3 protein-coding genes are annotated in these 14607 nt (G+C 56.0%); all 3 read right to left on the bottom strand.

All coding sequences use genetic code 11. The annotated features are described in order from the left end of the window. Nucleotides 1-509 precede the first annotated feature (509 nt). The 3 genes from ACA065_RS05535 to ACA065_RS05545 all read right to left on the bottom strand — a co-directional run bounded on the left by ACA065_RS05535 (nt 510) and on the right by ACA065_RS05545 (nt 14275). Entirely contained in the window at nt 510-5690 is a 5181-nt protein-coding gene (locus tag ACA065_RS05535; protein ID WP_497693639.1) for an RHS repeat domain-containing protein, read from the bottom strand. Nucleotides 5691-5906: 216 nt separating this feature from the next. Next, entirely contained in the window at nt 5907-8753 is a 2847-nt protein-coding gene (locus ACA065_RS05540; RefSeq protein ID WP_497693640.1) for a valine--tRNA ligase, read from the bottom strand. 131 nt (nt 8754-8884) lie between these two features. Next, entirely contained in the window at nt 8885-14275 is a 5391-nt protein-coding gene (locus ACA065_RS05545; protein ID WP_497693641.1) for a beta strand repeat-containing protein, read from the bottom strand. Nucleotides 14276-14607: the final 332 nt, after the last annotated feature.

Below are 14607 nucleotides of genomic sequence, written 5' to 3' on the forward strand. Positions count from 1 at the left end.
CCTGAGGGTTACTCTTTCTTACTTCAATAAAGAGTTGGTAATACGATGAGCCGAACGCCACGTAGTCTCAGAGTTGGTTGACGCTTGATGGAGCGTGTTGACTAAATAGGCGCAAGGCTTGCCGAATGCTTTCAACAATGGCTGAGGTGTCGTACGCCCAACTCCCTCGAAAAAAGTTACCGACAATTCGACCGGTAGTCCGTCCGCCGAGCGCGCCTTGTGTCACACGAGTAAAACTATCAACGATGCATGTACCGATGACATACCGTGCCCCCCCCCCCCAGTGGTCATAATTCAAGGCTCGCGTATGGCTTAATAACTGCGAGCCGTCTGGGCGGTAGTCATACTCTGTGATGCTGTTCTCTCTACCTTGGGCGTTGTAGTCGGTTTCGCCATGGTTAACCAAGTGCACTTGGCGTCGGCGTGCATCATGGCGATGTAGACTCCCTGGGGCACCGGTAGCGAATCTTTAGTGAGGTCTCCAGGGGTAGAGAGGTGATCGTGTTTGGTTAAAGTCGATTCACCAATGAGCCTTCCATGTCCAGTACAAACATACGCCATTTTGAATGTCTTATCCTTTTTATATCTGCAAGGCCAACGAAGTCTCGAATAGGGCCCCGGCAAAACGAGCCGTATATTTTTTTGTAGTTCTGCGCTTGAAGTGCCGTGGTTAGTTCGCTGAGCGGTATCTGACCCTTAGGGCGAATAATGTCGATATTATGCGCTGCTGCTAATTGCCTCATTACCTTGTCCAGGTCTTGCGGTGTTTTGAGAATATTGTTGATGACCATATCTTTTGGCTTGAACTCGGTCAAAATATAGTCAGGCACTAACTTGGGGTTCAGTGCGTTGTGTGCTTTGCTTATATAGGTTCCATTCAGCTTGCCCGAAAGATGCTGTAGCAATCGGCTGTCGTCTGTCGCAATCGACGCGCCTTTAGGTGCGAAAAAATGAAGGTCTACACCAGATGGAAGTTTGAATCGAAACTTCTCGGCACGCGACATTCCGTGGCCGAATATATACGCTTTAGTAGCATTTGGACCTCCACTGTAGACCTCATATGAAACGGGCCCATTCTTCAAACCGATACTGCGTGTCTTAACAGTCAGCTTTTCAAGGCCCATCTGGCCTTTGGCTATGCTGTTGTGTTGATACACGAGGCTGGCTTCTCTTGTTGCTCCCCTGGCCCCTGCTCTTGCAGCGCGCAAAGCGAGCCCGGCGCCTGCACCTGCTTCGGCCAGGCCGCTCCCGAATGCAGCCCATCCTAATGCTTCTGAGAGGTCAGGATCACTTTCTCGTAGCGCCGCAGATGCTATGCCAAAGCCCGCGGACACTGCTGCCAAACCTACCGCTGCTACCGTCCACCCGACCGAAGTACCGCCGGTAAATGGTGCCAGCGCGAGGCCGACTACGCCGACCACCACAGCGGCCACTACCGGGTCTTCGATCGCTGGCGCATGAGTAGTGACAGAATACTGATTCAAAACCTCCGAGAGCCCAGAGGGGTCACTTTTATTGACCGGGTCGTTGCTGCAATACCGATATCGATTTGATCCACCTGCACCAAACGGACTGATAGGGTCAGGAGCATCAAAGCTTTGTTTAGCAGGATTGTAGACTCGCGCTCCGTTCCCCAGAGGGTAATTACCGGTAACGCTGTCCATGGGGTGGCCGTTAAACCCAACCCACGAACGCTGATCGATGGTGTGAGGGCGATAGCCGAATGGCGTGTAAATAAAGAATGAAATTGAATTGGTAGACAGGTCGTAACTGGCAATCACCGAGCCTTTGATGTCTTTTACCTCGAAGCTGCGGCTTGTTGTTGTTGGCGTGTTGCTGCCTTGGCTGATACTCTGCTGCAGCAATAAGCAGGAAGTGCTCTCGTTCATCAAAATGGAAGTGCGGTAGCGAAAAACCCCGTTGCTACTAAATACACCTTGCCGAGCGTATTGGAAGTCATCTTTATAATAGTACTGGTCGTAGTGCCCCGTACCTGAGCACCCAGCGAGCCGGCCAACAGTGTCGTAATAATAGTCGAAACGTTGTTGGGCGTCACTGTGAACGGTTAATTGGCCCTGCATGTTGTAAGTGAGTGGGAAACCGTCTTTGTTTATCAAATAACCAAGGCTGTCATATTTGTAAGAGTGGGTTTGTTGAGACGTACCTCTATGAAGTGTAGTGGATTGAGGTTGGCAGGGGTCTGCGGCCCCGAATGTGTAGCTATCGATAAACGGCCTGCCATTGCTGGTCACTGTGCATTGAACCAGGTTGCCGGCCAGGTCGTATTTAAAATCCTGTCGGTCAATCACATAACGGTCAGGCGTGGAGGGTTTATGGGGGCCGCTGCACAGATAGGTTTCGAGTTGCCCTCTGAAATCGTAACGGTACTCTTCCTTGCGCAACAGTGATGCACCTTGCAGCATTTCCATTTCGGCAATTAAAGAGGTGGTATACGTTGTTTTTAATGTAAGGGGTGGAAAACCTGTGGCGTTGAATTGACGTTGGGTTTCTTGACCGGATGCGTTGTAAGTGTACGCAGTGGTCATGGTTTTACCATGGGTTAGATCATTCAATGTTTCGGATTCCAGCCTACCCAACGGGCCATATATAAAGTCTACGGTCAGCGTTGCGCTGGCGCTGTTCAGTAGACGGCCTTGGGTGTCGTAAGTGTATTGAGTGCTGTTACCGAACGCATCAGTTGATCGCAGTAAGAGGCCTTGAATGGAGTATTCGTATCTTGCTTGAGAGGTAGTTGAATCACTACCTCGGACAATGCCTCCGGTAATGGTTTCAGTAAGGGTACGGGTTTGCGCGTCCCAAGTATTGCTCAGCTCAATGCGAGTAGATGAGGTGTTCGTAGCGCTGGGTTGAGTATCTGCTTTGCCCCAATTCCCGCTGCCGATATAGGCATAGTTCACTTTAGTGCCGCCGAGTACGGTAGCCGTCACGCGGCTCAGGCCATCTACTGTCTGGGTGCCCAGTGAAACTGTTTGGCCGCCGGATTCCAGCTTGGCAGCTGTCGCTACGGGTGCTTGGCTGTGGGCAGGGAAGTCATTAATCGTCGTGATACCTGCGGTCTCTACCCGGCTTACGCGGCCAAAAGCGTCGTAATTGCGGTGAATCGCATCTGCCTCGCTTGAAGTCTCGGTGATCAGACGACCTACGGCGTTGTAGCGATACGTCTGTGAGCTCACGAACTTACCATTGGCATGGAGATACGACTCGTGGCGTTGTTCTCCACCGGGTTCGTCGAATACCTGTATGGTGCGCCCGCCCGTTTCACTGCCTTGTGCTACCCAGGTTGAGGTCTTGCGGTTGACCGGGTCGTACGAAAAATTCTCGGTCTCACCACTCGCGGCCCACTTGATTTCCGAGAGCTGCCCCCACCGGTCATAGCTGAAGTTACGTGTTTGCGAGGGCAATTGCGTTTTATTGGCGGTGTAGTCGAATTGTGTCGTGGACGCCTCTCGACCTTGGGCGTCGTAAGTTATTTCGTATAACTTCAGCCATGAACCGTCAGTGTGCAGCCACTCGTTTCGGATGGGGCGGCCCAACGCATCAAATACGTCTCTGCTTTGTTCTCCGAACGGGCTGGTACGCGTCATTTGAGTTTCGGTGCCAGCGTCAACGTAGGTGAAAGTGGTTGTGCCTTTGAGTTCGGGCTCGTCGGCATATACGGTTTGTTGGATGATGCGGCGCTGTGCGTCGTATTCGTAAAGGGTCGTATTGCCTTGCGCATCAATTTGCGCCTTAAGCAAACCGGTGAGTGTATGAGTTACTTGAGTTCCGGTGACTGCAGGTTCAGTGCCCGCGGTCACATAAGTGGTGGTAGTGAGTTGGTTGTTGGAAAGCCCGTAGTCGATCGCAGTACTGACGACAGAGCCCGGAACGACCTTGCCCGCGGCGTCAAGGATAGATTGCGTGCTGTTCAATAACCGTCCATGGTGAGGTGAATTAACGCCAGTATCATAAGTATTCTCTTCAAGCACCATATTGCCGTTCGCCCATGATGAGAGCTTGCCATTGGCATCCCCAACCGGGTTATAGATTGTCAATTTTTTCGAAGGTTTGAGGGTTGGGCCTTTCACCAGGGCGTCTTTGACCGGCAGCCCATCGTAACTGTAGAAGGTCCACTGCAAGTCAGTCCGTTGGCCGTTGTTCAGGGTATAGACCTTTTCGGATTCGACGTGAACCTTGAAGTAATTTGGGTCGCCAGGGCATCGAATGGCCACAGGGAGGTTGAAGGTCTGTTGACCGTTACTGGTGACGTAAGGCGAACGAACCTTTTGGCGCAGCTCACGTGTACCCCAAGTCAACCCGGCTTTAGCGAACAGTAGGAATCCCCAGCCGATAGGGTTTGCGTAATCACCTATGGCCGCAACGACACTCAAAGGCGTTGTGGATGTGTTAACTCTTTCGGTTTTGACAAGTATGTCTTCTTCCAGCATTCCACGATAATAAGTCCACTCCGTTGTTATGCCGTTTTCAGTCTTTGAAATAATATTGCCTAAGGTGTCCATTGTGATTACGACGACTTCCGTGCGAACGCTCAGGTAAGGGCTGACATAGGTCGTGGTGGTGGTGCTTTCAATACGGTCGGGGAGGGGTTCATTAGCGGCGCCCGTGAGGACAGTGTCGCGGTTTTTCGCAGCTCTACTCAACTCAACGGTTTTCAATACGAAGCCATCTACCCAAGTTGTTTCTTTTATCGGTAGGCGGTTGGATGAAAAGTGATAGTGGGTTTCTTTGTTGCCTATCTCCGTTACTGAGGTGATTTGGTTGCCTTTTGAAGTGGTGTAAGTATATTGATTGTTTTGGATGATGGTCGCGTTGTTGTCGGTAATGAGGTGTTTGGAAACTTTGTCGTTCTGATAACTAATTGTCTCTGTGAGGCCGCCGCTGTGTTTTATTTTGCTGATGGAGTAGTTTGTGTACTCGAACGCTGTCGTGTCTATCTGGTTGCTCTGCTGTATTTTACTCAATAAGTAGCTTGTGGATAGCGCGTCATAGTGGATGCGGAAATCCATCGTGGATGTGTAATTGTATTGGGTTCCCGGCCATACATTGAAAGTGACCTGCATTAGGTCGCTGGACTCGGTATAAGCAACGGTCAATAGTGTTCCTGACTCGTCTGAAACTGACTTTAGGCGTGGAAGTGAATGTGTGATTATTGAGGTGACTTGAATCAACTCCCATTGGAGGTAGATGTTATGCCCCGAGGGTGAGCTTATTGTCGTTGGAAGGTAATGGGCATCGATGGCCATTTGCACACTGGCTGAGGGAATGGTGAATGCGGTAAGAAGTTCCTGTCGGCCACTTTTATGTGTGAGTTTAATTTGCTTGTCACTTAGGCTGATGACGGCGTGGGGTAATGAAATATCGCTTTTTCCGTCCCAGGTCCAAGAGTCTCCGTTCTCTAAGAATAGGTATCCTGGGCTTCTCGGTAAAAAACTTGGGGTCTGTTGAAAGTAAGCATGATTAAACCTTAGGCTACAATTTCCGAGGTTATTGGGGGTGAGGGCTGAAGTGTAGTAAAGTTTCAGATCCAGAGTCGGGCCAAGTCCACCATTTCCAACTAATTCAGCTAGCGGGATGAATGAGCAAAATGCGCCCGAAAAATGCTCGACCCCGTGAATGCTTGGGCTACCTTCGTCAACTTTATGTTGAGCAATAATTGTTGAATTGGCCATCTGGAAACTCCTGAAAAAGTAGGCTGCCTCCGGCCTGCAAAATGATGCAGGGCAGAGAGCTTTGTTTCAGAGTAATGCCGCTTTCCAGTGGGTTGATACTGTCAATGTTGACAGTTTTTTATAACTTTTCGCGCTTAAGTGTCTCCCTAGTTAGATCCGTTAATTTTTGCGCAAAAAAAGAGACCCGAAGGTCTCTCTTTTTAATCCAGCATTGACTTACAAGCTGGCAATCCGACTGCGTTGCTCCGCCAACTTGCCCAAAGCCTGTTCAGCTTCAGCCAACTTGGCGCGCTCCTTATCGATCACCTCCGCCGGCGCCTTGTCGACGAACGCCGCGTTGGACAGCTTGCCGCCCACGCGCTGCACTTCGCCTTGCAGGCGCAGGATTTCCTTATCAAGACGGGCCAATTCCGCGCCTTTGTCGATCAGGCCGGCCATCGGCACCAGCACTTCCATCTCGCCAACCAGCGCGGTCGCGGACAGCGGTGCTTCGGCGTCGTCAGCCAATACAGTGATCGACTCCAGCTTCGCCAGCTTCTTGAGCAGCGCATCGTTCTCGGTGAGGCGACGCTGGTCTTCGGCGCTGGCGTTCTTCACGAACACCGCCAATGGCTTGCCCGGCCCGATGTTCATCTCGGCGCGAATGTTGCGCGTGCCGAGCATCAGGGTCTTGAGCCATTCGATATCGCTTTCGGCCGCCTCATCAATGCGCGCTTCGTTGGCCACCGGCCAAGGTTGCAGCATGATGGTCTTGCCTTCGATACCGGCCAGCGGCGCCAGGCGCTGCCAGATTTCTTCGGTGATGAACGGCATGAACGGGTGCGCCAGGCGCAGGGCCACTTCGAGCACGCGCACCAAGGTGCGACGGGTGCCGCGCTGGCGTTCGACCGGCGCGTTTTCGTCCCACAGCACAGGCTTGGACAATTCCAGGTGCCAGTCGCAATACTGGTTCCAGATGAACTCGTACAAGGCTTGTGCGGCCAGGTCGAAACGGAACTGGTCGAGTTGGCGGGTCACTTCAGCTTCGGTGCGCTGCAGCTGCGAGATGATCCAGCGGTCGGCCAGGCTCAGCTCATAGGCTTCGCCGTTCTGACCGCAGTCTTCGCCTTTATCCAGCACGTAGCGCGCAGCGTTCCAGATCTTGTTGCAGAAGTTGCGATAGCCTTCGACGCGGCCCATGTCGAACTTGATGTCGCGACCGGTCGACGCCAGCGAGCAGAAGGTGAAACGCAGGGCGTCGGTGCCGTAGCTGGCGATGCCTTCGGCGAACTCGTCGCGGGTCTGTTTTTCGATCTTCTTCGCCAGTTTCGGCTGCATCAGGCCCGAGGTACGTTTCTGCACCAGAGTTTCCAGGTCGATGCCGTCGATGATGTCCAGCGGGTCCAGGACGTTGCCCTTGGACTTGGACATTTTCTGCCCCTGGCCATCACGCACCAGGCCGTGCACATACACGGTCTTGAACGGCACCTGTGGGGTGCCGTCTTCGTTTTTCACCAAGTGCATGGTGAGCATGATCATCCGGGCAACCCAGAAGAAGATGATGTCGAAGCCGGTCACCAGCACGTCGGTGGAGTGGAACTTCTTCAGGAATTCGGTCTGTTGCGGCCAGCCCAGGGTGGAGAACGTCCACAGGCCCGAACTGAACCAGGTGTCGAGTACGTCGTTGTCCTGTTGCAGCGCAATGTCGGCGCCGAGGTTGTGCTTGGCACGTACTTCGGCTTCATCGCGGCCCACATAGACCTTGCCCGACTCGTCGTACCAGGCCGGAATACGGTGGCCCCACCACAGCTGACGGCTGATGCACCAATCCTGGATGTCACGCATCCACGAGAAGTACATGTTTTCGTACTGTTTGGGCACGAACTGGATGCGGCCATCTTCCACAGCAGCAATCGCCGGCTCAGCCAACGGCTTGGTGGACACATACCACTGGTCGGTCAGCCAAGGCTCGATAATGGTGCCGGAGCGGTCGCCCTTCGGCACTTTCAGGCCGTGGTCATCAACGCTTACCAGCAGGCCGGCAGCGTCGAAGGCGGCAACGATCTGCTTACGCGCTTCAAAACGGTCGAGACCGGCGTATTCAGCCGGGATCTTGCCGTCGATGCTCTCGTTTAGCGTTCCATCCAGGTTGAACACCTGGCAGGCCGGCAGTACGGCTGCGTTCTTGTCGAAGATGTTCAGCAGCGGCAGGTTGTGGCGCTTGCCGACTTCATAGTCGTTGAAATCGTGAGCCGGGGTGATTTTCACGCAGCCGGTGCCGAACTCAGGGTCGCAATAGTCGTCGGCAATGATCGGGATGCGACGACCCACCAGCGGCAGCTCGACGAACTTGCCGATCAGTGCCTGGTAGCGTTCATCGTTCGGGTTCACGGCCACGGCGGCGTCGCCGAGCATGGTTTCCGGACGGGTGGTGGCGACGATCAGGTAGTCGTTGCCTTCAGCTGTCTTGGCGCCATCGGCCAGCGGGTACTTGAGGTTCCACAGGAAACCTTTCTCGTCGTGGTTTTCCACTTCGAGGTCGGAAATAGCCGTGTGCAACTTGGTGTCCCAGTTGACCAGGCGCTTGCCGCGGTAGATCAGGCCGTCTTCATGCAGGCGCACGAAGGCCTCTTTCACCGATTCCGACAGGCCGTCGTCCATGGTGAAGCGCTCGCGGCTCCAGTCGACGGACGAGCCCAGGCGACGGATCTGACGGCTGATATTACCGCCCGATTGATCCTTCCATTCCCAGATCTTTTCCAGGAATTTCTCGCGGCCCAGGTCGTGACGGTTCTGGCCGGTGGCTTCGAGTTGGCGTTCCACCAGCATCTGGGTGGCGATACCGGCGTGGTCGGTGCCCGGTTGCCACAGGGTGTTGCGGCCCTGCATGCGGCGAAAACGGATCAACGCATCCATGATCGCATTGTTGAAGCCATGGCCCATGTGCAGGCTGCCAGTGACGTTCGGTGGCGGAATCATGATGGTGTAGGAATCGCCGGCACCTTGCGGGGCGAAATAATTCTCGGACTCCCAGGTCTCGTACCAGGAAGTTTCAATAGCGTGCGGCTGGTAGGTCTTATCCATGCGCGGCGGGACCCTATTTGGCATTTATTCAGGAAAAGCCGGCAAGTATAGCGGGGATGGACGGATGCGCGTAGAGCGAGGTGACGGGGCGATGCATAAACTTGCATCGCCCCGTCGATTGGATGGCTGAGTTATGCAGGATTGACGGTCCAGGTGGCACTGGCCCAGTCTGAGGTTTTGTCTTTCGCCAACAGCGCCAGGCTGTCCGAGCTGAATTCGGCGAACCAGAGGGTTGATGTGTTGCCTTGGCCGCGTGGCAGGTCAATGAGCGTATGCAATTTCCAAATGCCTTTGTCGTCGGCCTGTGTAGCGTCCCAGTGCAGACCGCCGTCGAGACCCTGGTTTATATAGAAACGCACAAAGGCATAGGCCTTAGCCCTGCCTTCGAGTAAGGGGCGCCAACTGTTGACGGTGGTGGAGCTGGTGAGTTGGGGTGGGCTGCCTGGGGGTAGGGTGCTGCTGCTGCTGCTGCCGGTGACAGTCAGGTTTACATCTGTCCAGGCGGACGTGCGGGTAAAGCTCGAGTTGAATTCGGCGAGCTGGATGAACGCGCCATTATTGGCATCAACCACCAAGTCAGCGCCGAGCGTCAGGTTCCAGTTACCGTTGCCATCGACGCTAGCGTATCCGTAAGAAGGATTACCTACGATGGTATTGGGCGCTGCGATACCGGTCAGCTTCGGCCGTTTGGAGCTTACGGTGGTGGAGCTGGTGAGTTGGGGTGGGCTGCCTGGGGGTAGGGTGCTGCTGCTGCCGGTGACAGTCAGGTTTACATCTGTCCAGGCAGACGTGCGGGTAAAGCTCGAGTTGAATTCGGCGAGCTGGATGAACGCGCCATTATTGGCATCAACCACCAAGTCAGCGCCGAGCGTCAGGTTCCAGTTACCGTTGCCATCGACGCTAGCGTATCCGTAAGAAGGATTACCTACGATGGTATTGGGCGCCGCGATACCGGTCAGCGTCGGCCGTTTGGAGCTTACGGTGGTGGAGCTGGTGAGTTGGGGTGGGCTGCCTGGGGGCAGGGTGGTGGTGCCACTGAACGTCAGGGTTGCACCTGCCCAGGCGGACGTCTGTGCATGGATCGAGTTGAATTCGGACAGTGCGAGGGGCACTTGCTTATTGGCATCAACCACCAAGTCAACGCTGGGTGTCAGGCTCCATTTACCGTTGCCATCGACGGGCGTGTATCCGTAAACCGGCAGGCCTCCGGCGTGGAAAATACCGACGAGTGTATTGGGCGCTGCGATACCCGTCAGCGTCGGCCGCTTGGAGCTTACGGTGGTGGAGCTGGTGAGTTGGGGTGGGCTGCCTGGGGGTAGGGTGCTGCTGCTGCTGCCGGTGACAGTCAGGTTTACATCTGTCCAGGCGGACGTGCGGGTAAAGCTCGAGTTGAATTCGGCGAGCTGGATGAACGCGCCATTATTGGCATCAACCACCAAGTCAGCGCCAAGCGTCAGGTTCCAGTTACCGTTGCCATCGACGCTAGCGTATCCGTAAGAAGGATTACCTACGATGGTATTGGGCGCCGCGATACCGGTCAGCTTCGGCCGTTTGGAGCTTACGGTAGTGGAGCTGGTGAGTTGGGGTGGACTGCCTGGGGGCAGGGTGGTACTGGCGTTTACCGTCAACGTGGCCTTGGCCCACTCCGAGGTTTTGTCTTTCGCCAACAGCGCCGGGCTGGCCGAGCTGAATTCGGCGAACCAGATGAGTGATGTGTTGCCCTGATAGGGTGGCAGGTTAACGGGCATCTGCAGTTTCCAGATGCCATTCCCGTCGGCCTGTGCGCTGCCCAAGGGTAGGCCGTCGTCGGGGCCCAGGTTCGGATAGATCCGCACAAAGGCATAGGCCTTAGCCCTGCCTTCGAGTAAGGGGCGCCAGCTGTTGACGGTGGTTGAACTGGTGAGTTGGGGCGGGCTGCCCAAGGGTTGAGTTGTACCGGCAGCTGAAAGGGTCAGCGTATGCGCGGTATCGGCCGACACCCTGCCATTCCCGTATTGGCCAAAGTACAGCGTGACCTGACCGGGGTCTAGATCTTGGATGAGTGTGGCGGTCCAAATGCCGTAGGGATCGGCATAACCATCGCCGTAGTAGCGGGTGGAAGTCTGATTTTGCACACAAATCCTGGCGTAGGGCGCTGACCTGCCGGTGAAGATGGGGCGCAGTGTCTGGACCGTGCTGTTATTGGCCGGGCTGGTGATAATGGGAGGTGTGCCATCGACCATGGCGCCGCCGGTGCCGCCGCCACTGAACGTCAGGGTTGCACCTGCCCAGGCGGACGTCTGTGCATGGCTCGAGTTGAATTCGGACAGTGCGAGGGGCACTTGCTTATTGGCATCAACCACCAAGTCAACGCTGGGTGTCAGGCTCCATTTACCGTTGCCATCGACGGGCGTGTATCCGTAAACCGGCACGCCCCCGGCGTGGAAAATACCGACGATGGTATTGGGTGCCGCGATACCCGTCAGCGTTGGCCGCTTGGAATTCACGGTGGTGGAGCTGGTGAGTTGAGGTGGGCTGCCTGGGGGTAGGGTGCTGCTGCTGCCGGTGACAGTCAGGTTTACATCTGTCCAGGCAGACGTGCGGGTAAAGCTCGAGTTGAATTCGGCGAGCTGGATGAACGCGCCATTATTGGCATCAACCACCAAGTCAGCGCCGAGCGTCAGGTTCCAGTTACCGTTGCCATCGACGCTAGCGTATCCGTAAGAAGGATTGCCTACGATGGTATTGGGCGCCGCGATACCGGTCAGCTTCGGCCGTTTGGAATTCACGGTGGTGGAGCTGGTGAGTTGGGGTGGGCTGCCTGGGGGCAGGGTGGTACTGGCGTTTACCGTCAACGTGGCCTTGGCCCACTCCGAGGTTTTGTCTTTCGCCAACAGCGCCGGGCTGGCCGAGCTGAATTCGGCGAACCAGATGAGTGATGTGTTGCCCTGATAGGGTGGCAGGTTAACGGGCATCTGCAGTTTCCAGATGCCATTCCCGTCGGCCTGTGCGCTGCCCAAGGGTAGGCCGTCGTCGGGGCCCAGGTTTGGATAGATCCGCACAAAGGCATAGGCCTTAGCCCTGCCTTCGAGTAAGGGGCGCCAGCTGTTGATGTTGGTGGAGCTAGTGAGTTGGGGCGGGCTGCCTAGAGGCTGGGTGGTACTGCCACTGACAACCAGGGTTGCGGTTACCCCGGCTGACGTCTGTGCATAGTTCGAGTTGAATTCGGACAGTGCGATGGGCACCTGATTATTGGCATCAACCACCAAGTCAACGCTGGGTGTCAGGCTCCAGTTACCGTTGCCATCGACGGGCGTGTATCCGTAAACCGGCACGCCCCCGGCGTGGAAAATACCGACGAGGGTATTGGGTGCCGCGATACCCGTCAGCGTTGGCCGCATGGAGTTCACGTTGGTGGTGCTGAGTTGGGGTGGGCTGCCTGGGGGCAGGGTGGTGGAGCCACTGAACGTCAGGGTTGCACCTGCCCAGGCGGACGTCTGTGCATGGCTCGAGTTGAATTCGGACAGTGCGAGGGGCACTTGATTATTGGCACCAACCACCAAGTCAACGCTGGGTGTCAGGCTCCATTTACCGTTGCCATCGACGGGCGTGTATCCGTAAACCGGCACGCCCCCGGCGTGGAAAATACCGACGAGGGTATTGGGTGCCGCGATACCCGTCAGCGTTGGCCGCTTGGAATTCACGGTGGTGGAGCTGGTGAGTTGAGGTGGGCTGCCTGGGGGTAGGGTGCTGCTGCTGCTGCCGCCGGTGACAGTCAGGTTTACATCTGTCCAGGCGGACGTGCGGGTAAAGCTCGAGTTGAATTCGGCGAGCTGGATGAGCGCGCCATTATTGGCATCAACCACCAAGTCAGCGCCGAGCGTCAGGTTCCAGTTGCCGTTGCCATCGACGCTAGCGTATCCGTAAGAAGGATTGCCTACGATGGTATTGGGCGCCGCGATACCGGTCAGCTTCGGCCGTTTGGAATTCACGGTGGTGGAGCTGGTGAGTTGGGGTGGACTGCCTGGGGGCAGAGTGGTGGTGCCACTGAACGTCAGGGTTGCACCTGCCCAGGCGGATGTCTGTGCATGGCTCGAGTTGAATTCGGACAGTGCGAGGGGCACTTGATTATTGGCACCAACCACCAAGTCAACGCTGGGTGTCAGGCTCCAGTTACCGTTGCCATCGACGGGCGTGTATCCGTAAACCGGCACGCCCCCGGCGTGGAAAATACCGACGATGGTATTGGGCGCCGCGATACCGGTCAGCTTCGGCCGTTTGGAATTCACGGTGGTGGAGCTGGTGAGTTGGGGTGGGCTGCCTGGGGGTAGGGTGCTGCTGCCGCCGGTGACAGTCAGGTTTACATCTGTCCAGGCGGACGTGCGAGTAAAGCTCGAGTTGAATTCGGCGAGCTGGATGAGCGCGCCATTATTGGCATCAACCACCAAGTCAGCGCCGAGCGTCAGGTTCCAGTTGCCGTTGCCATCGACGCTAGCGTATCCGTAAGAAGGATTACCTACGATGGTATTGGGCGCTGCGATACCGGTCAGCTTCGGCCGTTTGGAATTCACGGTGGTGGAGCTGGTGAGTTGGGGTGGGCTGCCTGGGGGCAGGGTGGTACTGGCGTTTACCGTCAACGTGGCCTTGGCCCACTCCGAGGTTTTGTCTTTCGCCAACAGCGCCGGGCTGGCCGAGCTGAATTCGGCGAACCAGATGAGTGATGTGTTGCCCTGATAGGGTGGCAGGTTAACGGGCATCTGCAGTTTCCAGATGCCATTCCCGTCGGCCTGTGCGCTGCCCAAGGGTAGGCCGTCGTCGGGGCCCAGGTTTGGATAGATCCGCACAAAGGCATAGGCCTTAGCCCTGCCTTCGAGTAAGGGGCGCCAGCTGTTGACGGTGGTTGAACTGGTAAGTTGAGGCGGGCTGCCTAAGGGCTGGGTGGTGGTGCCACTGAACGTCAGGGTTGCACCTGCCCAGGCGGACGTCTGTGCATGGCTCGAGTTGAATTCGGACAGTGCGAGGGGCACTTGATTGTTGGCATCAACCACCAAGTCAACGCTGGGTGTCAGGCTCCAGTTACCGTTGCCATCGACGGGCGTGTATCCGTAAACCGGTAGGCCTCCGGCGTGGAGAATACCGACGATGGTATTGGGCGCTGCGATACCGGTCAGCGTCGGCCGCTTGGAATTCACGGTGGTGGAGCTGGTGAGTTGGGGGGGGCTGCCTGGGGGCAGGGTGCTGCTGCTGCCGGTGACAGTCAGTTTTATATCTGTCCAGGCGGACGTGCGGGTAAAGCTCGAGTTGAATTCGGCGAGCTGGATGAACGCGCCATTATTGGCATCAACCACCAAGTCAGCGCCGAGCGTCAGGTTCCAGTTACCGTTGCCATCGACGCTAGCGTATCCGTAAGAAGGATTACCTACGATGGTATTGGGCGCCGCGATACCGGTCAGCTTCGGCCGTTTGGAATTCACGGTGGTGGAGCTGGTGAGTTGGGGTGGGCTGCCTGGAGGCAGCGTGGTGCCGCCGGTGCCGCTTGCCAAGCAAACCGTGAGTGTAACGCTCACCGAAGGCGATAAGGCATTGCCTCCCGCATCAGTTACCATCAAGGCGAGGTTCACCCAGTTATTGGCATCCAATACGAAATCAGTAATCGGTGTCGTTTCCCAGTTGCCATTACTGTCCGCAACAACGCTGCCGTAGCGTGGGTTGCCACCCGCATGATTTATGACAACTGTGGTATTGGGCGGGGCTGTCCCTGTGAGCAGTGGTCGCAGGGAGTCAACTAAAGTCAAGCTAGTGAGAACTGGGGAATTATCCGCCGGGGTACTGCCAGCTCCACCCTGTGGAGGAGGGCGACCCACATAAAAGGGAA

This window comes from Pseudomonas sp. LBUM1640, assembly GCF_059716225.1.